Raw genomic sequence first — 23,162 nt, 5'->3', positions numbered from 1 at the left:
CTATGAAGGTAAAATATCATAGGTTTAGTGCTCATATTCGGCCGAAATATCGTCTTGTTTTTTATCGTTTTCAAAATCGTAGCGATAAATGGGCGAAATTTCGGCCCCAGGCAAAATCTCTACCGTTGGGTTGATAAGCCCCGTATGTAGGTCAAATACCCATCCGTGGAGTTGGGGGTAGTTCCTTTGGTGCCAAGAGCGCTGTATGATGGTTGTTTTGGCCAAATTATTAACCTGCTCAATCACATTCAGCTCTACCAATCGGTCAAAACGTTTTTGTTCTTCTGCAATCCCATTGAGTTCGGTCTCGTGCTTCTCATATACTTCTTTGATATTGCGCAACCACTTGTTAATCAGTCCGTAATCTTTGTTTGTCATTGACGCTTTTACACCACCACAGCCGTAGTGGCCCACCACCAAAATATGTTTTACCTTGAGTACTTCCACGGCATACTGCAACACACTGAGCATATTGATGTCGGTATGAAGTACTAAATTTGCCACGTTTCGGTGAACAAACAATTCGCCAGGGGCAGTGCCTGTTACTTCGTTGGCGGGCACGCGACTGTCGGCACAGCCAATCCACAAAAACTCAGGCTTTTGATCAGCGGCCAACTCCTCAAAATAGTGTTCATCGAGCATGAGCTTTTCGGCCGCCCACGCTTTATTTGCTAATAAGAGTTTTTTGTATGCTTGCATCGAGTTTTCGTTTTGTTATTTTCCGACGTGTAATTCCTTTAAAGTCCACCTGAATGCCGCGCAGTGGGGCATCTTTTCGGAACTCTTTGAGGGTAGTATAAATATCATGATCTATAAAATGTGCTCGCGCTCCGTCAATAAATACCGTATCGCCTACTTGCAACGCCGCCAATTCTTCTTTTAACCTGGCCTTATTGAGAAACGAAATATCTTTTCTAAACCAAATAAGCACGGTATCCTTGTCGCGAACCACACTCATTGCCGATTGATGGTTGGTGTACATAACATAGGCGATTCCGACGAGCCAGCCCAGAATCATGCCTACCAACAAATCGGTCAAAATAATCCCCAGTATAGTCACCATAAACGGGATAAATTGGTCTTGCCCTTCGAGGTACATTTTGCGAAAGATGTCAATTCTCGCCAGTTTATAGCCGACTAATATGAGCAGTGATGCCAGACTGGCTAAGGGAATGTGGTTGAGGATTTCGGGAAAAACCACCATCGCTAACAGCAACAAAATACCTTGGATGAACGCAGAAAGGCGCGTTTGGCTATCGCTATATACATTCAATGAAGTGCGGACTACTACTACTGTCATTGGTAGGCCGCCAAGCAACCCTGACAGCACATTGCCAACTCCTTGGGCTTTGAGCTCCTGATTGGGCGACGAAATACGCCGCTGCTTGTCGAGCTTGTCGGCGGCTTCTAGTCCAAACAAGGACTCGATGCTCGCAATCATCGCCAAAGTAAAAGCAGTTAAGTACACCGCAGGCTTGGTCAAGGCGTCGAGAGATGGAAAATGAAGTACCGATTGAAGGTCGGACAAGGTACGAAAACTTGGCATTCGTACCATGTGATCGTTGGATTCGCCAAGGTAAAGGGTAGGGGCAAACCATCTAAATACTTGATTAATAGCTACTCCCATGACAACCACGACCAAGGCGGTCGGAATGGTTTTGAAGAATTTGATACCTTGCTCGGCTTTTTTATCCCACCAGAGTATCAGAAGCAAACACACGACACTGATAATGCCCGCGCCCCAAGTTGGATGTAACACCGCTTGGATAATTTCACTAAAGGTATTTCGCTGATTGTTTTGGAAAAATTCAAATTCGCCTTCGTAGTCAGCATCCCAGCCAAGGGCATGGGGGATTTGTTTGAGAACGATGACAATCCCGATGGCAACGAGCATTCCGCTGATGACACTCGATGGCACAAAACCGCTCAGACGCCCCGCTTTCAACCAGCCCAGCAACCATTGGAGGAGGCCTGCCAAGACAACTGCTGTCAGAAAATGGGAGTAGTCACCTAGCCCGTGGATGGCATCAAACACAATGACAACCAGTCCTGCGGCGGGGCCACTAATGGCGATTTCAGACCCTGAAAGCAAGGCCACCACCAACCCACCGATTACCCCCGAAACTAAGCCAGAAAAAAGCGGCGCTCCCGATGCCAAGGCAATGCCTAAACACAGCGGGAGCGCTACTAAAAATACCGAAAAACCTGCTGAAAAATCTTTGTTGAGATACTTAAAGGTCATTACGGTTCGATTTTATGAGTTGTACAAAAATAGCGAAACGCTTTTACACCTTTCACCCAACGGGGTATTTTTCACTAAGCCAAGGTCAAATCACGCAGGTTGGCTACCGTAAAATTGGGGTTTTCGGTATCACGGATGTACATCACATCGTCATAAAACTCTACTTCACCCGTTTCAATATTATACATGGCACCTACGACGCCAATTTCTCCGTTTTCTACCATTTGTTCTAAAATGAAGCTCCGCTCAATGATATTTTTTACATTTCGCTTTACGTTGATTTGAGCTACATTTTCTACAAATGCTTTATTTTTAGAATTACGGTCTGATTTTGTCTCTTTTTCTTGGTAAACCGAGGGTTGAAGCTTTGCCAAAAGCTCCGTTAAGTTACCCATTTCTACGTGGTCGCAAGCCCCTTTTACGGCGCCGCATTTGGTATGTCCGAGCACAACTATGAGCTTAGAACCTGCGATTTTGCAAGCAAACTCCATGCTTCCTAAAATGTCAGTATTGACGATGTTTCCTGCGATGCGAATGGAGAAAATATCGCCTAAGCCTTGGTCAAAAATCAATTCGGACGACGTACGGCTATCAATACAGCTCAAAATGGTGGCAAACGGCCATTGTCCTTCGCGCGTGTCGTTGACTTGTTCCAACAAATCACGTTGAACTTTGAGGTTTTTGATAAAGCGCAGGTTTCCTTCTTGTAGTATTTCAAGCGCCTTTCTTGGCGTTAAGTTAGCTTGGGTTTCTTTTGTGTGTGCTTTCATTTGCTTGGGTTAAAATATTGGATTGAGATGATGCCTTCAACTAATGTCCTGCTACTCCTTGGAACTCGGGGATTCCTTTTAGTTCAAGCTGAATGCCCTTCAAAAGGGCGGTTTCTTTAAAATTGTGGATAATCTCAAGAACGTCAATGTCGATAAAACGTGATTTGCTGCCGTCGATGACCACTTTGGCATCATTGGGCAATTTATCGAGGGTAAGTGTAATCGCTCCTTTGTTGATAAAAGTCACATCTTCTACCAACTGAATCGTAATCTGTCGTTTGTCGGGCGTTCCTGCTTCGTTGAAATGATACGCTTGTTTGTAGTTGTTGCGCAAAATAAAAAAGATAGAAACCGCCATCCCAATGCTGATACCTTTAAGCAGGTCGGTCAATAAAATAGCAACGACCGTAACGACGAAAGGCAAAAATTGGCTCCAACCAAGCTTGTACATGGATTTAAACAATGAAATTTTGGCTAGTTTATATCCCACAACCAATAACACCGCCGCCAAACACGCCAACGGAATTTTGTTTAACAAACCCGCAAAAGCGACCACACTTATCAATAAAAACACGCCATGAATGAATGCCGAAAGTTTGGTTCTTCCACCCGCATTGATATTGGCAGAGCTCCGCACAATCACAGCCGTCAAAGGCAATCCACCCAATAAACCTGCGACCACATTTCCTGCTCCTTGGGCAATAAGCTCTTGGTTAGTAGGTGTATTGCGTTTAAAAGGATCGAGTTTGTCGGTGGCTTCGACGCTCAGCAACGACTCCAAACTTGCCACTATCCCAATCGTGAAAGCGGTAATAATAACCTGTGGATTTGAAATGGCTTGAAAGTTGGGGAAGGTAAAATGCCCAATAAACGCTTCCACTGAACCCGATACTGGTAGGCTCACCAAATGGTCGTTTTTTAGGGCGAGTAGGGGAGAAAACACCTCAAAATAGCTGTTGATAAGTACCCCCGTAACAACGGCCACAAGTGCCGCTGGAACTAGCCGAACAATCGCATATTTTTTTAGAAAAGGTTTGTCCCAAAAAATGATAATCAGCAGCGATATTGTTGAGATAATCACTGCGCCTGGGTGTAAAAAGTTAATGGCGTTTAGAAGCTCCGAGAATGTATTCTCACCATCTACTTGGACAAATGAAAAATCTCCTTCGCTGTCTTTGTCATACCCAAATGCGTGCGGAATTTGTTTGAAAACCAAAATCAAACCAATTGCTGCGAGCATTCCTTTAATGACACTTGAGGGGAAATAATGGCCGATGATTCCCGCTTTCATTACCCCCAATACAATTTGAATGACTCCAGCAAGCACAACGGCTAGTAAGAAGGCTTCAAATGAGCCAATTTGCTGGATAGCGTTGAGGACGATGACGGTTAAACCCGCTGCTGGCCCGCTCACGCTTAGTGCCGAACCACTGAGCATCGACACGACCAAGCCACCTACAATCCCCGTAATAATTCCTGAAAAAAGTGGCGCTCCCGACGCAAGTGCAATCCCAAGGCACAGCGGCAATGCGACCAAAAATACCACCAAACCCGCAGGTAGATCGTACTTTATATCTTTGAATAAACCCTTCATTTTCTTTTACTTACATTTAACCTGATTGACCCACAGCTCATGTAGTATTTTTTCTCGCTCCATGAGCGAAAGCAAGAAATAAAAAAATTAGACAGAAGGGAGAAACTCGGGAGGGGGGAGGCTAATGGCAGCTACGTGTTCGGAGAAATGAACCAAATATAAAAAACTGCTGGATGCTTTTGAAGGTAATGAAATGGAAAAGCCTACGACGGAAGGAGTCCAAAATTCGTCGTTCCATTCGGCATTTTCTTCAATATTTTCTTTGGCTGTTTCTTTACAACCTTCTTCGTCACATGACTCAGGGCAAGAGGTTTCTTGTTGTTCCTGTTGCTCAGTCAGGTTATTTTTTTTAGGAGAACTAACCAAAGGTTTGACCACTGCCATGAAACAAATCATGACACTGAAAAAGGTCAACACAAAGGTTTTATAGCGACTCACAGCACACTTGAATGGTTGAATACTCCCGAAATTTATACTAATTTAATTATAAATAAAATGATACTTACAAATTATGCTCTTTACAAAGTACGATTTGTCAGACGATTTAGGCGTTTTTTAGTTCGGTTTCGATACTTGATTTGGCCAACTCAACAATCTCGTCTATCGTTTTTCCTTTGGGTTCGATGGGCGCAAGCACCGTCCACGAGAGACTTTCAAAGCTACTAAGCGGAAAAATACCTTTTGGGTTCAATTTACCCGTGTTTTTTATGGCGATTGGTACAACGAGTGCGTTGGGGGCTTTCTTTACCAGAATAGCTACGCCTCCTGTGGCAAAGGCTTTTAGCTCGCCTGTTCTTGAGCGAGTACCCTCTGGAAAAATAGCCGCCGAAAATTTCGTTTCTTCAATCAACTTGGCCAATCGAGCTATTTCCATAATGGCTTGTTTGCCATCTTGGCGGTCGATGAGGGCCGCGCCGCTTTTTTGGAGATTATATGAAATGCTAGGTATGCCTTTTGCCAGCTCAATTTTTGACACAAAAACGGGGAAGTTCTTGCGTAAATACCAAATCATTCCGACGATGTCGAACATACTTTGGTGATTGGCAATAAAAATCACGGGGCGGTCAGTGGGTAACGTAGCTTTTGCTTTAAACCCCAAACGCGTCCCTAAAATATAAAGCCCGTGCAACAAAAAACCATTCAGTACGTGTACTGATTTTTGGTGAACACGCCGCCCAAACAAATGAAAACATACCATCTGAATGGGGTGGAAAATCACTAGAACTAACCCAAAGTACAACAGGTAAAGGCTACCTAAAACGTAATCGATTATTTTTTTCATGCCACGCTAACGGGGATTTTGAACGCCAAAATTACGCAAACATTTGCCTGTTTTCGTAACCCAAGGCCAACATCTCACCAACTTTCCTAAAATTCTTGCTACCTTCGGGAAATTTTCTCAGACACTTATTTCATAATCTTAGTTTTATGCAACTTCCCTCCACTCGGATAGAGGTAATGAAGTTTATCGGTCAAAAGATTGATTCCATCTACGACGAATTTCTGAAGCCTGTCGAGACTTTGTGGCAGCCTGCGGATTTTTTGCCTGATTCGACCAAAGAGAGCTTTTTTACCGAAGTAAAGCTTCTTCAAGAGGCTGCTCGCGAATTATCGTACGATTATATTGCTGTATTGGTAGGTGATACCATTACCGAAGAGGCATTGCCTACGTATGAGTCGTGGTTGATGACCGTTGAAGGAATTAACCAGCAAGATTCTGAACAAAGCTGGACAAAATGGGTACGGGCCTGGACCGCCGAAGAAAACCGCCACGGGGATCTTCTCAACAAATATTTGTACTTGTCGGGGCGTGTCAATATGCGTGCCATGGAAGTTTCTACGCAGTATTTGATTTCGGATGGCTTCGATATTGAGACAGGGACAGATCCTTATCGTAACTTCATTTATACTTCGTTTCAAGAACTAGCGACCAACATATCGCACCGACGCACGGCCACCTTGGCCAAACAATGCGGTAATCATTTGCTTTCTAAAATGTGTGGCGTGATTGCCGCCGACGAAATGCGCCATGCCAAGGCATATAAGTCGTTTGTAAACCGCATTTTTGAAGTCGATTCTTCAGAAATGATGTTGGCATTTGAAGACATGATGCGCAAAAAAATCGTCATGCCTGCGCACTTCTTGCGTGAAACAGGGGTCAAACTTAGCGAGACATTTAGCCATTATTCGGATGCCGCCCAACGGTTGGGGGTTTATACAACCCACGATTACATTGAAATTATGGAATCGCTTTTGGAAGAATGGAAAATCGACAAAGTACCTGATCTTAATGATGCTGGCGAACGCGCGCGTGACTACCTCATGGCACTTCCTGCGCGGCTTCGACGCGTAGCTGACCGCACAAAAGTACCTGAGTTAGCGTATAATTTTAGCTGGATTTCGGCCTAAGTGCTTCATAAACCAATGAAAAAGGGAGGTAAAACCTCCCTTTTTCACTATAAAATATACTAACTTAACTAAACTTATTGTTTATTAAACATTAAGCCATTTCTACAAGCGATTTGCGCAAATGCTTGGGCAAACGACGCGCTGCTAATGGATGCTCCGACAAACTTTCGTGCAAATCCAGTCCTTTGAGCGACAATACTCCTCCTGCGGCTTCAAACTCTCTTCTAAAGTTATTCAGGTTGTCGGCTACTGTGTGGTCCACGTACGCTGCCTTTGAGAAGTCAATAATCAATGAACTTCCTTGCGGTACTTTCGCTAATTGTGCTTTGAGTTTGAGATAATTGGCAAACACCGCTGCATTTTTCACGCTTAGGTGATATACGCCTAACTCTTGCTCTGTTAATTCAAAACGAGACTTGATTATATCTTTTAGCTGTACTCCAAAAGCCAACTGAATAAGAAATTTGGTCAAAATACCCGCCGCAATACCTACCAATAAGTCGGTGGCAATGGTAGCAATAATGGTAATCAAGAAAATGGTTAATTGCTCTTTCCCAATGTGATAGACGTGCGCAAACTCTTTGGGCGAAGCCAAACGGAAGCCTACAAAAATCAACATTGCGGCCAAAGAAGCAACGGGAACCATTTTGATGATAGGCACAAGCATCACCACAAACAACAATAAGAAAATGCCGTGGAAGAAGTTGGCCCAGCGACTTTTGGCGCCGTTGTTGATATTGGCCGAACTACGGGCTACTTCCGAAATCATGGGCAAACCACCCAAAAGACCTGATATTGTGTTACCGATACCTACCGCTGTAAGGTCTCTGCTTAGATCTGACTTCCGTTTTTCAGGGTCAATCAAGTCAATGGCACGGCCCGTCAAAAGTGATTCTAATGAGCCAATCAATACAAACATTAAAAGGTATTTGAAAAAGATAGGAAGCAGCTCGCTGTTGGTAAGTACCGAAAAGTCGGCGTTGAGGTTAATCGAGAAATCACCAGGGCTTACCAATGGTTTTAAGTTCTTGTAGGTGGGCTCCGTCAAGTGAAAATATTGTCCTAACAATACCCCTACAATCAATACGACCAATGCTGGCGGGACTTTTTTGAGGGCTTTGATTTGAAGATAAGGCCAACCGAACAAAATCAATAAACTGATACCGCCAATGATGGCGATGTGGTATTCCATGTGCATGAGGCTATGAGGAACCATTTCGAGCAACTCAAGGGGCTCTTTGCCTTTCATTTCGGAAGGGGCAATGCCTACGGCCAAGTGCAACTGCTTCGACATGATAATGATACCAATGGCAGCGAGCATTCCGTGAACGGCCGAAAGGGGGAAAAAATCGGCGAGTTTGGCTACTTTCAATAGACCCAATACGATTTGGACTAACCCAGCAACCACTACTACCCCAAGTGCTAGTTTCCAGCCTACTTCGTTGTCTCCTTTTCCTAGTTCTTCAACAGCACCTGCAACAATGACAATCAGACCTGCGGCAGGGCCTTTGATGGTCAACTCTGAACCCGCAAAAAATGCCACCACAATTCCCCCAACAACCGCAGTCATTACGCCCATGATGGGTGGGAAATTACTGGCACCCGCGATACCCAAACACAGTGGTAGGGCAATCAAAGACACCAAAAAACCTGACAATAAATCTTTTGCCCAATGCGCTTGAAGACTGTCAAAAATGTTATTCTTCGATTTCATAAGTCTGGTTTATTAACTTGAGAAATAATAGTAAAAAGGAGACGATTAACTGTTTGCAAAAGTCTTACAGGCGAATTAAAGGGGAGTTAAGGCGGTATTAAAAACGGGTTAAAACCGTTTTTTACGAAGAACGATAGGCCGTTTCGTGGTAATGTTTGGTGTGTGGGCCAAGGAAGACACGCCCGTAAATGCGTACAATCGCAATCCCTTCAAAGACAAAACCAATGGAACATAAAAACGCAAGCATAATCTGGTCTTCGTGGATGTGACTAAACACCAAGTCTTCGCCAATAAACGTGGGCGTAATAGGAAAGCCCATAAGCCCCATGGCCGACAGCAAAAACACGAGGGTCAGCTTTGGATGCTCATATACGTGCCCCGCAAATTGGTTTAAGTCCACCTTGGGTTCGAGCAGCTTGAGCCGTCGCAAACAAGCATAACCGACCCCGCCCGCAATGATCACACCACTGAGGTAAAAAAGCACTTCTTCGAGCGTAAAGTGCTCATTGAAGGAAATCGCTAAGGCTACCCAAAAGTGGTTCATAATCAGCAACAACCAGCTCATTTGTGGGCTTTTACGCTCCGAGTAAGATTTTAATACCATCAATAACCCAATGGCGGCAAACACAATCGGTAAGTACAGGTGGCTTTGGGCTGAAAGTTTGTCTTGAAAATTATAGGCAATAAGTGCCAATAAAAAGGTGGGCACAAACAGCATAAGCAAACGATTGTGGGTCAAAAAGTCTAGTTTACGACCTACGCGGCGGAGTGGTTTCCACACAATGTGGTTCATAAACGAGTCGAGATTCCACTCTTTGAGGCTTAATAAATACACGGTATATTCCAACTTTTTGGGAAGAGAGTCTTCAAAAGTATGTTGGCGTGGAACGTAATTGTAGAATTGTTCGCGTATCAAATAACTCACTACCGAAGGAGAGACTAATAGCTGATAGGTGCGTAAAAAGGCGTTTCCTGCAAAGTGAATTAGGGCAATTACTTCAAGCCCTGCCGCAATTTCAACGAAAATCAGCCCAATCTGGGCAATAGAGGCGTAAGCTATTTGGCTCTTGACTGACGATTGCACCCGAGCAATGGGCGTGGCAATGGCGCTGGTGATGATTCCCAAAAGCGCAATCAAAATCCGAACGGAAGTTTGCTCTTCCCAAAAAGGGAAAGTGCGTAATAATAAAAACGCCCCAAAATGAACCGACAACGAACCGTAAAAAATGGCACTAGAGGGCGTGGGGCCTTCCATGGCACGGGGCAACCAAGCAGAAAAGGGCAATTGAGCTGATTTGGCCGCTGCGGCTAACAATATCATCAACGAAATAAAAATACCTACCCAACTGTGGTTTTGGAGATGTTCGTGTACCAATTCGTGGTTGCTTAATTTGAGAAATGTAATGTTCTCGTGCCATAAATGGTGACTTGCCCACATTGCCAAAATAAGCCCTAAGTCGCCAATACGATAGACTGAAAATACCTTAATGGCATTTTTAACGGGCAGATAACGATCGCGATAGAAGGCAATTAAAAGAAAAGAAGAAATCCCTAAAATTTCCCAACCGACAAACAGCGTCTCGAAGTTGCCCGAGACAATGACGACGTTGTACCCTAAATAAAAAAAGAGGATGGTATTGAAAAAGCGTTTGTATCCTGCTTCGCGGTGGAGATACGCACGGCTATAAATGGTCACTAAAAACGATAAAAATGCGCCTACCAACAGATAAACGGCAGTGATACCGTCAAAATAAAAGGTAATAAAAAACTCATAGCCTGGCGAACTAAAGAGTGAAAAGTCTTTGACTTCAATCGTTGGGGTGTGTTGAAAGAGCCAATAGGCACAAAAAACCACGGCGGTTAGTAGCTGAAGCCCTACCGTGAAGATAGCCGAGCGCGAAATGGCGACTTCGTTTTTGGGAGGCAATAACAAACTAACTAGAAAACCTAAAAGCGGAATCAGTATGAAAAAATGAAGGATAGATGTCATGAAAATAATGGTTTATCGACTACTGAAGAAGGTAAATGGGGAGGTTTTCCTCGTGGGCTTCGACCAAGGAGGGGACATTTTCTACCACCTCTATGGCTTGTTTGATGGGTTGATATTCGACAAACTCGCCGTTCTTGAAAAGATAGAAGGCTTGGGTCGTAGGTTCTACCACGATTAAATGAATCCACTGGTTTATAAACCACTCATAGGTAGCGGCCGATTTCTGAATAGAGCGCAGTACTACCGATGGAAAATGCTCCACAATCACCATGAGCCGAACAGGGTCATGTACTTCAATCATTTGGCTCGGAAGCCCTGGGCGTAAGTCACCGTCGATACCGTTGGCTACCCCAAACAGCCCCATTACGTTGTGGGCAAGTTTGGTTCCTGCACCTAGTTTTTGGTTGTCAACCCGTGAAAAATAATACTCCAAATTTATACCTCCCGCTACGGGTGCCACCGCGTTGAGAATCGTCGTTAGGTAGTTGCCTTCTGGGTCAACGCGGTAGTCGAACGAATTCATAAACGAACGGCGGTCGAGGAACAAGTGCTTAGAAATATCGCGACGCCCTACAATACAAAGGGCATTGGTGGCATGGTTGAGTTCGGGACGTGGTTCAAACAAAGACACCGAACGGCGGCGAATTTTTTCGTGTACTTTTTCAACCGGTAAGTGAGAATCAATCGACTCAAAACGGCGCGAGCGTTCTTTGGCGTTAAAATCCAGTGCTTTGTTAAAATTAACTTCGTTTTGTTGGTGCAAAGCTGTATTGGTTGCCGAAAGCGACGTAGTATCGTAAAAAGCAATTTCGTCGCGGGTGGTATCGTGCAGTGCTCCTAAAAATTGGGTTGTTTCAGGAATATCAATCCCTCTTTCTCGCAGCAATAAACGCACTTTGGGGTGATTGGCCATGTAGCTAATGACGCGGGCATTGACCGACCCTGGGCGTCCCGAACAGGCTCCGCAGTCATAGCCTGCATAGTGCGTATTGTTGACGCTCGTAGAGCCGTGCCCTACGGCATAAACGAGCGGTGCAAAATTATTGACCAAGCCAATACTCCGAAGTAGGTTTTCGACCCGGGTCGCCATTTCTTCAATCGTAAACCCAATTTGCAACCCATTTTCTTTGTCGTCGGGATTGGTGTTTTCAATGGTTAATTCCGAAAACTCGTCCATGTGCTTGAACGAAGAACTCGTGGCTGGACTTAAAGAAGGTTTAAAAACAGTAAGCGCCAAACGCATTGCCGACCAAAAACCCAACGTTTGTGAAATCAGCCAACCCCTCAAAAGCGTATGTGAATGTTTGGTAAAATGGAGGTCGCGTTCCCGTTTTTCCTTTTCATTTGTTAACTCTTTTATCAAATAAGTTGGTGTAACTGGCGCGGGGCATTGTTTGGTGATCGAATTGGCGTGCTTGGGTTTGTAATAAAACTCAACGCCAAAAAAACCAGGCGTGCCAAATGTCTGACAATGAGGGTCGTGCTGCTCTAAATAACGGCGAATCGAGCACTCACGGTCATCCATACAAAACATGGCCTGAAACGTCTTAGACGTGGGAGCATTGGCGCTCGAAGTCCCCTGCTTCATTCCTGCCAGCACTTGGTCGTAAAAACTCCACTCAAACGCCTCTTGCCAAATTTCAATCACTTCGTGAAATTCAGTGTAGGGTACTTTGGCAAAAATCGGGGTTGGGGGAGTTTCTAAGCGCGATGCTAATGGTGCCCAGTTGCCTTGATATTTATCGTCGAGTGCGTCTATTTCTAGCAGTAACTCAAAGATAATCAGTTCCCTAAGACTGATTTTTTTGCGGTCAAGCAGCAGCTGAGGCTGATCTTCCAAGACCGACACGATTCCCGACCAGCCTTGGTGGGCAAACTGTAGGTCGTAGAGGTATTGTTTGTACAATGATTCATCACCGATAAGCAACTTCAACAAATCGCTGATTTGGCAGTTTTCGTTGAGTAGCAATTTTTTCGCCCGTTCTGCCTTAAAAAAACTGGCGAAAGTATTCCGTTCCATTTCGCGTATCGACGAAAGGAATCCTTTGTGTGCCACTGGAAACCCCCAAATCGAAATTCCTTGGTCTAAATAACTACAAACCACCCGAAAGAAAAGCGGGTGTACCAGTAAGTCTAAGTCGATGCGGTACTGTTTTTTCCAGTTTTCGCGGAGGAGCCCAATTCTTCCCGAAATGGTAGGGTCGTAGTGGCCTGTGAGGGCTTTGCGTTTCCAAACCCCTACTTCTTCTTTGCCTTTTCGTTCGGCAATCACCCGTTCAAGGACTTCCTCGCTAATGCGATTTTGCATGTACCGTTCACGGTATTCGTCCAGCGTTAGCGTTACTTTGTATCCAAAAAATGCCGACGCATTTCTTAATGCTTGATAAAAGCTCTGGTGCTGAAATGCGTGAAGGGTATTGTGGTGGATAAAATCTTTGAGCGGCGCTTGGGCTGGCAAAAAGTGTTTTAGTTCGTGAAGGACTTCATGCTCATCGAAGAGGGGATGATGCGTTTTGGCTTTCATACAAAGAGGGGGGACGTTTATGTCTCACAAAGCTCCCTTTCTTCGATTAAAAGCAGGTTAATTGCCTATTAAAACAAGATTAAAAAGGCAGTGTAACAATAAAATGTGTGCCGACACCCAGCTGCGAACGCACCCGAATGTCGCCTTTGTGTAGTTTGATGATGCGCTCTGTCAAGGCCAGACCCACGCCGTGCCCTTTGATGGATTGGGTAGCTTCGGCGCGGTAAAAGGGCTCAAAAATATGGGGTAGGTCTTTTTGGGTTATTCCCACTCCGCGATCAACAAAGACAATCCGAATTGCTTTTTCTTGAATATAAAGCGTCACGTTTACCCGATTATCTTGGGAATATTTACAACCGTTTCCCATCAAATTCATAAAAGCAGTTTGCAGTAAAGACGCATCTCCTTCAATTTCTAAGGCTTCTTCGTCTTCGGGAAACTGGTCAAACTCAATGTGAACGTTGTAGTTGGGCATGTGGGTCAGTAGTATTTCGCGCGCTTGCCAAAGGAGCTCATCCACCCGCAGGGGATGCACAAAAAACTGAGAAGAGTCATCGTTGAGGCGGGCGAGTTCTAGCAAGCCGTTGACCAAATCCCGCATTTTTTTTACTTCTTCAATCGTTTCTTTGATGGTATCGCGGTAGGCTTCTGCCGTTCGTTCCTGCATGAGCGATACGCCCAGTTGTCCCATCATAATCGCCAATGGGGTTCTTAATTCGTGAGAAGCGTGCGAGACAAAACTGCGCTGGGAAGTGAAAGCAACTTCTAAGCGTCCCAAGAGCTCGTTGAAGGTAATGGCCAATTGTGCCAACTCATCTTTTTCTCGACCAATCGTCAGGCGCTCATGGATGTTGCGGGCAGAGATATTTTTTACTTGTTCTATGATTTCGGAAACGGGCCGAAGGGCATCGCCTGCAAACAACCACCCAGAAAATAGTACCACAAATAAACTGATGGCCCAACCCGTTACGAGGATACTTCGGAGCCGTTCTAGTTTACTAAATCCGTATAAATCAACGGCATAAGCGATTACGACGAGTACCTCTTTGCGTCGGTCAATGTAGCGTATTCCGATGATTTCTTTTTCGCCATCTTGCTCCCTAAACGACTTGCCATCTCGTATGCTTTGCAGTACTGCGGGGCTTACCGAAAAGGGCTCTTTGCCGCTGTCATAGATAATTTTGTTGTGGATGTCGTAAATAGTCACCTCTTCTTTGTGCATAGCCGTAAGGTTATTACGGTCGATGGCATGGAGCAAAGGCTCGGTGATTCCACTGACATCTTCCAACAGGCGAACTGTCGTTTTTGCTTTTTCTTGGAGTCGTTTGTTAAATTCTTGTTCTCGAAATTGGTCGTACAAATAATATACCGACAACGAAAACACAAGCATAATGGAGGCTACCAATATGGCAAAAAGAAGGGTCAGCCTCAGACGGATATTCATGATTCTTTTGGTTCTTTCATGATATAACCCATTCCTACCACGGTATGAATAAGTTTTGCAGGGAAATTTTTATCTACTTTTTTGCGGAGGAAATTCACGTACACGTCGATGGTGTTGGTGCCAGTATCGAAATGAATATCCCAAACTTTCTCCGCAATGTCCACCCGTGAAACGACCCTGCCTCGGTTCCGCATCAAGTATTCCAACAGGCCAAACTCCTTGGCTGTCAGTTCAATGCGACTTCCTGCTCGGCGTGCTATACGCTCATTGAGGTCTAGTTCCAAATCAGCAATTCGCAGTACGTTTTGTGTCTGTTTATGGTCGCTGTTACGTTTTTGAAGTGCCCTCAGCCGAATAATAAGTTCTTGAAATTCAAATGGTTTGACCAAATAATCATCGGCTCCAGAATCAAACCCACTTATTTTATCTTTGAGCGTGCCAAGAGCCGTGAGCATCAAAATGGGCGTTGTTATGTTTTCTTTGCGAAGCAAGGAGGCGAGCTCAAAGCCGTTTATTTTGGGTAAGTTGACATCGAGGACAATCACATCATAATGATTTGACAATGCAAAACTACTGCCTACTTGCCCGTCATAGGCTACTTCTACTTCCCAAGACTGTTCCTCAAGACCTTTCTTGATAAACCCTGCGAGCTTAGGCTCATCTTCAACGACTAAAACTTTCATAGACAATGTGTTGCGTGGAATTACTCACTTGATTGATGCTCAATGTTAAAGATAAGTATTTTTTTATTGAAATATTCTTGATGATTTTAACTAGGATTTAATTCTCATTCTTCGGTAAGAAAACGCCACTCGTCGGCAACTTAGTGTTTTTTATCTATTGTACCCCGTTGATACAAAGAATGAAAAGTACATTTGATGGTATAAGTTCAACTTTCTATAAAAATAATTACAAGACCAGCCTTTTTTCGATGAAGAAACTTTCCTACCTATCCCGTCTCTCTGCCGTGGGGTTGATTGTGAGTGCCGTTGTCATAACTGCACAAGCCCAACAGCCTACTCCTCCCGACGAAAATCGTTTTACCAAAAGCGTACTTACCGAAAAGCTCGACGAGCCGATGGAAATAACTTTTTTGCCCGACAAGCGAATTTTGTTTGTGGAGCGAAAAGGGAATTTAAAAGCATATGACCCTAAAACAAAGGAAGTGAGTGTCTTGGCTACGATTCCTGTGAATACCAAATATACCAACCGCCAAGGACAAGTGCGTGAGGCAGAAGAAGGGCTAATGGGGCTCATTGCTGATCCAAATTATGCCAAAAACAACTGGATATACATGTACTATGCTGATCCCAGTGAGAAAAAACACGTGTTGGCGCGCTGGGAGTTGAAAGGCAATGAACTGGTGGAAGCCTCTAAAAAGATAGTGTTGGAAGTACCTACGCAGCGCGAAGAATGCTGCCATACGGGTGGTGGAATGGTGTTTGACAAAGCGGGGAATTTATACTTAACGACAGGAAACAACACGAGCAATAGCAATTCTGATGGCTATGCCCCCATTGATGAACGCCCCAACCAAAGTACTTGGGATGACCAACGGGGCGCGGCCAACACCAACGACCTTCGCGGAAAAATCCTAAGAATTAAACCCCAGCCCGACGGTACTTATACCATTCCAGAAGGGAATCTTTTTGCCTATCCTGCCTCTAATGGGGGAGTTCAACAAAAATGGTCAGCGACAAATGTTCCCCCATCGGGGGATAGGGGGCTGACCCGTCCCGAGATTTATACAATGGGACACCGAAATCCATGGCGTCCAACGCTCGATAGTAAAACGGGCTTTTTATATTGGGGAGAAGTAGGGCCTGATGCCTCCAAAGACTCGGAACGTGGACCCCGTGGGTACGACGAACTAAACCAAGCCAAAGGGCCAGGGTTCTTCGGTTGGCCTTATTTTATTGGGGATAATAAAGTATATGGCGATTGGGATTTTGAAACCAATAAACTGAAAGCCGATTCCAAGTTTAATCCTGCCGCACCCATCAACGACTCGCCCAACAACACGGGTTTGCGCGAGTTGCCACCTGCCCAAAAAGCATTTATTTGGTATCCTTATGCCAACTCGCCCGAATTTCCAATGGTGGGTAGCTCGGGACGCAGTGCTACGGGTGGACCCGTATTTCGCAAAGCTGATTTCAAAAATGCGCCCCGTCCTTTCCCAGATTATTACGAAGGAAAATGGCTCGCGGTTGACTTTATGCGCGGCTGGATTATGGCGATTACCATGGACGAAAAAGGCGACTATAAATCAATGGAGCGTTTTATGCCCAGCGAAAACTTCAGCAGCGCTATCGACATGGACTTTAGCCCCGACGGAGATTTGTACGTACTCGAATACGGAAGTGCTTGGTTTAGAGGGAATGACAACGCACGCCTAGTAAAAGTACAGTACAACGCAGGAAACCGCACGCCTGTTGTTCAGGCAACTGCTGATCGCAAAGCAGGCGCTGTACCATTCAAAGTGGCATTCTCATCCGAAGGCACCAAAGACGCCGATAACGATAAACTCAACTACGAATGGAAAATTATCTCAAAAACAGGAGTACTAAAAACGTTAACTGAAGCCAATCCGACCGTTACTTTTGACAACCCTGGTACGTACAAAGCTACCTTGACAGTTACGGATGCCAAAGGAGCTAAAAATAGCCGTTCGATTGAAATCAAGGCTGGAAACGAAGCACCAGAAGTGGTGTTTGAAGTGACAAAGGGCAATAAATCGTTTTTCTTTCCCAACGAACCCATCGAATACCAAGTAAAAGTCAATGACAAAGAGGATGGTAGTTTGGAAAATGGAAAGATTTCCCCTAATCAAGTGGCGGTAAACTTGGATTATATGCCAGATACCTTTGACCCCGTGGAAATAGCGGCCAATTACCATACCACTGACGCCTCGGTTCGATTTAACACGGGTTATAAATTGATGAACGCCAGCGACTGTAAGTCGTGCCATATTGTGGATAAAAAATCGGTGGGGCCAAGCTACCGAGACATTGCCCAAAAATACAAAGGTGATGCGGCTGCCATAGAGAAGCTGGCCCAGAAAGTTATATCGGGTGGGGGAGGCGTATGGGGAGATCACGCCATGAGTGCGCACCCACAAATTTCGCCAAATGATGCCACAACGATGGTGAATTATATCATGAGTTTAGGAGAAAAACCGCTCCAAGCCCCATCGTTTGCGACCAAAGGGGCGCATACGCCAGCCGTTCCCAAAGGAGAAAATGGCCGTGGTAGTTATGTATTGCGGGCTGCTTACACCGATAGGGGCACCAAGTTGCTTTCACCCTTGATGTCAGAAGACATCGTTCACTTACGCAACTCGTCGCTTGACCCTGCTAAGGCAGACAAAACCAAAGGTTCTGAGCTTTTGATTACGCCAAATAAGTCCTTTAACCTCATTGGGACGGATTCGTACATTGCCTATAACCACCTCGACCTGACGGGTATTAAGCAAATTGAAGTTTTGGCCCAAGCAACAACCCGCGTTGGAGCCGTGGGCGGAACAGTCGAAGTGCGTTTGGGCTCACCTATGGGGAAGCTAATTGGGAAATCTACGCCAGTTGTGGTAAAAGACCCAGTGACGGGGCCACCACCTGCCGCCACTAACAATACCACGACTGCGGCGGGCGGGGCCAATGCCCAACGCCGTCAGGTACAAGGAGCAGGTGGTTTTGATATGAGCGCCATGATTCGTCGAGGTGCTCAACAGGCTGTGGCCAAAATTGAGCCTACAGAAGGTTTTCAAGATGTATATTTTGTCTTCAAAAATCCCGACGCCATGCCCCATCAAATTCTGATGTCGGTCATTATGATTCAATTTCAAAACACAATACCTAACCAATAACCCCCTCATCGTTAAGCATTTCTCACGCTACCTATGAATTTTGTTTGTCAAGCGCTTCGGCGTTGAATCGGTACACAAAAGGAGGTTTATGGGCTTTGCCTGTAAACTTCTTTTTGACCCGTTCCAAAATCCCCAAATTCAGCATCTTGCGCTGAAAATTCGCCCGTAACAACTTCTTATCCAGTACAGTTTCGTACAAAGATTGTAACTCGTTCATGGTAAATGTCTCCGAAAGTAGGTTGAAACCGACCAATTTGTGGTCGATGGTAAGCCGTAAAGTTTCGAGGGCTTTTGATACGATGAGGTTATGGTCTAAAATCAATAGAGGAAGATCGTGTACGTCGTACCAGTCGCCTACGTCTGAGAAAATATCAGGAGTAGGTTTTACTTTGGAAAAGTCAACCAAGGCATAATAACCAATCGTAATAAAACGCTGCAATAGCCAGTGCTCCTGCGCTAAGTCAAACCCATGAGAGGCCATGGTTGCTTTGTGGACATCCCAGTTGCCGCGATTGGGTTCTCCAAAGGTGTAAAATTGCTCCAAATAAATATCTTTCACCCCTGTACGTTCCCACAAAATTCGTTTGGCAGCCTCGGCGGTGCTTTCATTTTTAAACACAAAGCCGCCAGGTAGGGCATAGGCTTTGGTTTTTTTAAATTCGAGTAAAAGTACTTTCAGCTGTTGTTCGTGAAACCCAAAAATGACGCAGTCAACCGATACACTTGGGAGGTATTCGGAACCTTGGTCTAAAAAATCTTTTATGTTTTCGCTAGGAAGCATACGCGTAAATTTTGCACAAAAAAAAGAAAAAATTTGGAATATCGACGTTAACCCAATAAGTTTGTATCATAATGATATATACCAGTAAGCTAAATTCTTTACAATAACGTTTCAAAACTCTAAATCAAACAAAGGCGCCCATTTTTCTTTCTTAGAATTAGTCATTTTAGAGGTAAATAATACGTTCCTCTGAATAGCAATCAATAAAATTAAGAAAAATAAATGCACTAATTATCAATATGATACTTAGTAAAAATGTGTTTGATTTAGCCAAAAACAAAGATTTTTATTTTTTTGTAAGTATATAGTCATTTATAAACTCTTTTTAGTTGGATTAGCAGAATTGTTCGTTTGTTAGTACCTATTAGTTGGCCGTAAGGCTTTTCTCCACACGTTCGTTATCTATTTACTGAGTACGTTTCTAGAAGCAACCCAAAAGGTGGCTTTTGGGTGTTGCACAATTTCCCACGCATTATTGTCAATTTTTGAAACATAAACTGTGTACGTCTGTAGCGTATTATTATGTTTTTTTGCGCCTAGAAAATTTGTATTTTTTTTATATTTTTTGTTCACTTTTTAACCTATCAGTTTTTTCTTATGAGAACAAAGTTCTACTCACTGTTGACGTGTGTGGTGGCATGGATGTTCCTACTCCTCCTTGCACCCGACCCAGCACACGCCCAAGAACGTAAAGTATCGGGGAAAGTAATGGCGTCTGATGGCCCTATTCCAGGAGCCACCGTGTTGTTGAAAGGTAGTAACGTCGGAACGTCAGCAGATGCTGAAGGCGCTTTTACTATCAATGTCAAAGGTGCTAATCCTGTATTAGTGATTTCGGCAATTGGTTACAAATCATTGGAAGTGCCAGTCGGAAACCAAACAACGGTTAACGTTAAGCTTGAAGATGAAGCGAATGCTTTGACTGAAGTGGTTGTAACAGGGTATTCTGTAGATAAGCGCCGTGAGTCAACGGGGGCTATTTCTACCGTAAAAACGAAAGACCTTACAACAGTGCCATCTTCAAGTGTTGAGCAACAATTACAAGGTCGGGTAGCAGGTGTGACCGTTGTGACTACCAGTCAACCAGGGTCAGGAAGCCAGATTCGGGTTCGTGGTTTTGGGGCATTTGGCGGTAACGAGCCCCTCGTTATTGTTGATGGGTACCCAGTTGGTAACGTAAACTTCTTAAATCCAGAAGACATTGAATCTACCACTGTGTTGAAGGATGCCTCGGCAGCTTCTATCTACGGAGCGAGAGCGGCCAACGGGGTAATTGTATATACCACTAAAAGAGGTAAAAAAGCAGCCAAAAAACTGAGCGTTACTTATGATGGTGTATATGGTCTTACGGATCCAGGTAAAGGTCAAAAAATGATGAATCCACAAGACCAAGCAGATTGGACGTGGATAGCTCTTAAAAACTCTGGCTCACCGCTTTCGCACCCTCAGTACGGTTCAGGCCCAACGCCTGTACTTCCTGATTACCTTAAAGTAGGTAACAGAAGTGGTGTCATTGGAACGGTTGATTTGGCCGCAGAAAAGCTAAAATACAACATTACTGGGCCAACTATCGGTGATTTCTACCAAGTTATCAAGGCTAATAAAGCAGGAACTGACTGGTATAAAGCATTGACCCAAACAGGAACAATCAGCCGCCACAGCTTAGGTTTTGAAGGTGGTGGAGATGCTTCTCGCTTCTATGTGGGCTTATCTATGCAAGATCAACAAGGTATTTTGCCAAGCCAGCGTGCAAAGCGTTATGCCATGCGTGTCAATACGGAGTTTGATATTTTCAAGAATGTAAGAATTGGTGAAAACATCCAGCTTACTTATCTTCAAATCTTAGGCCGTCAGGGAGGTAACGAAGGGTTACAATCATCACAAGATGAAAACGACATCTTAGGGGCATTCAGATCTCCTACCATTATCCCTGTTTATGACGAATTTGGTGGATATGCGGGTACAACTGCCTTAGGTTTCGGTCAAGGTTCAAACCCTGTTGCAAACCAACAGGCAGGTAAGCTCAACAAAAATTACAATGCTTTGGCATCTGGTAACTTCTACATCGAAGTTGACCCAATCAAAGATTTGACGTTGCGTTCATCAATCGGTGGAAATTTTGTGAATTTCTACGGCTGGGGATACGGTCGCCCAATTTATGAAACCCTTGAAAACAAAGGTGTAAACTGGTCTTACAACGAAAGTGGTGGATTCAGATTAGGCTGGACTTTCACGAACACGATTTCTTACAAGAAGAAATTTGGTATCCATAATTTGGATTTATTGGTTGGACAAGAAGCCCTTAACACAGGCTTTGGAAAAGAGTTACGCGCTGATGGTCGTAACCCATTCTCTGGTGATCCTAACTATATTACCATCTCTACGTTGGATATTAGAAACCCAGCAACCAGTGTTAAAGACAACGGGATTACGTTTAACTCTTATTTTGGTAGAGCGATCTATAACTTGAAAGATAAGTATATCATTACTGGGGTACTTCGCCGTGACGGTTCTTCTCGCTTTGGTGCCAACACAAGATACGGGGTGTTCCCAGCGGTGTCTGCGGCATGGAGACTTTCGGATGAGCCATTCATGAAACAATTTGCTTGGGTGACTGATTTGAAAATTCGGGGAGGTTATGGTTTGATGGGTAACTCTAATAACGTTGCTCCTACCAACCAATTTAACCTTTATGCACAAAGTGTAGAAAACTCATCGTATGACATCAACGGTACAAATGGTGGCGTAGTAGGAGGTTTCAGACAATCACGTATCGGTAACCCTGACGCAAGATGGGAAACAAGTATTACCAAAAACATTGGTATTGATGGTTCGTTCCTCAACGGAAAATTGGATGTTATCCTTGATTTGTGGCAAAAAGATACCAAAGACTTGTTGTATCGCTTACCAATTACTCAGACAGTGGGTGGTGCTACACCTCCTTCGGTTAACGTAGGTACAATGGTTAATAAAGGTATTGATATTCAGGTGATTACGCGTGGTAAATTTGCGGAAAAAGTAGGCTACGAGTTTGACGTTACGGGTAGTTTCCTTGATAACAAAATTACCGAAATCGGTGGCGGCCTTACTTATTTGCAAGACGTAAACCCAGGCTTTAGAGGTGTAAACCCTATTCGTAACCAATTGGGCTATTCTCTTTCTTCTTTCTACGGATATAAAGTACAAGGACTTTTCCAAAGCCAAGAAGAAATCAGAAACGCTCCTACCCAAGACGGAGCTGGCGTAGGTCGTTTCAGATATGTTGATGTGGATGGAGATGGCAAAATAACTGCTGGAGACCGTACGTATTTGGGTAGTCCAGTGCCTAAGTTTACGGGCGGTTTGAACTTCCGACTTAACTACAAAAACTTTGAAGTATTGTCTTACTTCTATACATCAATCGGAAATAAAATCTTTAATATCTCAAAAAGATTTACTGATTTCTATCCATTGTTTGCAGGTTCTGCTATCTCAGAGCGCGTAAAACAATCTTGGACGCCGCAGAACACAAGTGCTACTATTCCAATCTTTGAAGCAAATGATGGTTTCAGTACTGGTTCTCAATCGAGTGACTTTTACGTAGAAGATGGTTCTTATTTGAGATTCCAGAACCTTTCATTTGCTTATAACTTCCCAATGGAAGTGGCAAATAAACTACGATTGAGCAGACTTCGGGTTCATGCCGCTGTCAATAACCTATTTACAATTACCAAATACGGTGGATTAGATCCTCAAGTAGCTGGTGCTGCGGATACTAACTTTGGGGTGGATTTAGGAAACTTCCCAATGACGCGTCAATTCACTTTCGGTATAAATGTTGGATTTTAATAGA

15 protein-coding genes are annotated in these 23,162 nt (G+C 44.2%); 3 read left to right on the top strand and 12 right to left on the bottom strand.

Translation table 11 applies throughout. The annotated features are described in order from the left end of the window. Positions 1-24: 24 nt before the first annotated feature. The 6 genes from AC23P2_RS00190 to AC23P2_RS00165 all read right to left on the bottom strand — a co-directional run bounded on the left by AC23P2_RS00190 (position 25) and on the right by AC23P2_RS00165 (position 5,888). Positions 25-699, bottom strand: coding sequence for a carbonic anhydrase (locus AC23P2_RS00190; protein ID WP_487771330.1), 675 nt, complete (start codon positions 697-699; stop codon positions 25-27). Further along, the gene (locus AC23P2_RS00185; protein ID WP_487771329.1) at positions 665-2,242 is read right to left on the bottom strand and encodes a SulP family inorganic anion transporter; all 1,578 of its coding nucleotides are present in this window, start codon (positions 2,240-2,242) and stop codon (positions 665-667) included. Before AC23P2_RS00185 ends, AC23P2_RS00190 begins: the two co-directional genes overlap by 35 nt. Before the next feature lie 74 nt (positions 2,243-2,316). Then, on the bottom strand, positions 2,317-3,012 hold the full coding sequence (locus AC23P2_RS00180; RefSeq protein ID WP_487771328.1) for a carbonic anhydrase family protein: 696 nt from the start codon (positions 3,010-3,012) through the stop codon (positions 2,317-2,319). Between the two features lie 40 nt (positions 3,013-3,052). After that, positions 3,053-4,606 carry a SulP family inorganic anion transporter gene (locus tag AC23P2_RS00175; protein ID WP_487771327.1) on the bottom strand — a complete coding sequence of 518 codons (1,554 nt, stop codon included), beginning with the start codon at positions 4,604-4,606 and terminating at the stop codon, positions 3,053-3,055. An 87-nt stretch (positions 4,607-4,693) separates the two neighbouring features. Then, positions 4,694-5,044: a hypothetical protein gene (locus tag AC23P2_RS00170; RefSeq protein WP_487771326.1), complete on the bottom strand. Its 351-nt coding sequence runs from the start codon at positions 5,042-5,044 to the stop codon at positions 4,694-4,696. Between the two features lie 106 nt (positions 5,045-5,150). After that, a complete protein-coding gene (locus tag AC23P2_RS00165; protein ID WP_487771325.1) occupies positions 5,151-5,888 on the bottom strand; it encodes a lysophospholipid acyltransferase family protein in 738 nt (245 codons plus the stop codon). A gap of 146 nt (positions 5,889-6,034) precedes the next feature. On the opposite strand from AC23P2_RS00165, the gene AC23P2_RS00160 reads away from it, so the two are divergent. Further along, positions 6,035-7,015 (top strand): acyl-ACP desaturase, encoded by a 981-nt coding sequence (locus tag AC23P2_RS00160; protein ID WP_487771324.1) that lies wholly within the window; start codon positions 6,035-6,037, stop codon positions 7,013-7,015. A gap of 91 nt (positions 7,016-7,106) precedes the next feature. Here the strand turns inward: AC23P2_RS00160 and AC23P2_RS00155 are convergent, their stop codons facing one another. From AC23P2_RS00155 to AC23P2_RS00135, 5 genes are all read right to left on the bottom strand, one after another. Then, positions 7,107-8,729: a SulP family inorganic anion transporter gene (locus AC23P2_RS00155; RefSeq protein WP_472491752.1), complete on the bottom strand. Its 1,623-nt coding sequence runs from the start codon at positions 8,727-8,729 to the stop codon at positions 7,107-7,109. 121 nt (positions 8,730-8,850) lie between these two features. Next, positions 8,851-10,719, bottom strand: a complete 1,869-nt coding sequence (locus tag AC23P2_RS00150; RefSeq protein WP_487771323.1) for a proton-conducting transporter transmembrane domain-containing protein — start codon at positions 10,717-10,719, stop codon at positions 8,851-8,853. A 19-nt stretch (positions 10,720-10,738) separates the two neighbouring features. After that, positions 10,739-13,243: a YbcC family protein gene (locus AC23P2_RS00145; RefSeq protein WP_487771322.1), complete on the bottom strand. Its 2,505-nt coding sequence runs from the start codon at positions 13,241-13,243 to the stop codon at positions 10,739-10,741. Positions 13,244-13,322: 79 nt separating this feature from the next. Beyond that, positions 13,323-14,687, bottom strand: a complete 1,365-nt coding sequence (locus AC23P2_RS00140) for a sensor histidine kinase (RefSeq protein WP_487771321.1) — start codon at positions 14,685-14,687, stop codon at positions 13,323-13,325. Then, on the bottom strand, positions 14,684-15,370 hold the full coding sequence (locus AC23P2_RS00135; RefSeq protein ID WP_487771320.1) for a response regulator: 687 nt from the start codon (positions 15,368-15,370) through the stop codon (positions 14,684-14,686). Before AC23P2_RS00135 ends, AC23P2_RS00140 begins: the two co-directional genes overlap by 4 nt. Before the next feature lie 248 nt (positions 15,371-15,618). On the opposite strand from AC23P2_RS00135, the gene AC23P2_RS00130 reads away from it, so the two are divergent. After that, on the top strand, positions 15,619-18,549 hold the full coding sequence (locus AC23P2_RS00130) for a PQQ-dependent sugar dehydrogenase (RefSeq protein WP_487771319.1): 2,931 nt from the start codon (positions 15,619-15,621) through the stop codon (positions 18,547-18,549). 31 nt (positions 18,550-18,580) lie between these two features. Here AC23P2_RS00130 and AC23P2_RS00125 read toward each other — a convergent pair whose 3' ends face one another. Beyond that, positions 18,581-19,330: an NUDIX hydrolase gene (locus AC23P2_RS00125; protein WP_487771318.1), complete on the bottom strand. Its 750-nt coding sequence runs from the start codon at positions 19,328-19,330 to the stop codon at positions 18,581-18,583. Between the two features lie 597 nt (positions 19,331-19,927). Here AC23P2_RS00125 and AC23P2_RS00120 point away from each other — a divergent pair. After that, entirely contained in the window at positions 19,928-23,158 is a 3,231-nt protein-coding gene (locus AC23P2_RS00120; RefSeq protein WP_487771317.1) for a SusC/RagA family TonB-linked outer membrane protein, read from the top strand. Positions 23,159-23,162 lie beyond the last annotated feature (4 nt).

This window comes from Runella sp. R0.1_18 (genome assembly GCF_057652155.1).
The sequence above is the reverse complement of the archived record's forward strand: the minus strand, read 5'-3'. Positions and strand labels throughout refer to the sequence as shown.